This window comes from Streptomyces flaveolus, from assembly GCF_000716535.1.
GTDB classification, from domain to species: Bacteria; Actinomycetota; Actinomycetes; order Streptomycetales; family Streptomycetaceae; genus Streptomyces; species Streptomyces flaveolus_A.
In genome coordinates, this window is record NZ_JNWV01000223.1 from 1 (window position 1) to 204 (window position 204).

At 66.2% G+C, this 204-nt stretch carries 1 protein-coding gene; it reads left to right on the forward strand.

Going from position 1 to position 204, the window contains the following annotated elements:
- Positions 1-204 (forward strand): transposase (locus tag OO52_RS45940; protein WP_037671887.1); only part of this gene is annotated, 204 nt, incomplete at both ends.

The window sequence follows — 204 nt, forward strand, 5'->3', positions numbered from 1 at the left end:
TTCCAAGCCCGGGCGTCTTCACGCCGACAAGGCGTACGACATCCCTCACCTGCGGCGATGGTTATGGGGCAAGCACATCGGCGTCCGCATCGCACGCAAAGGCACCGAGTCCAGCGAACGGCTGGGCCGCCGCCGCTGGGTCATCGAGCGCACGATGTCGTGGCTGACCGGCTACCGACGTCTCAACCACCGCTACGAGCGTCA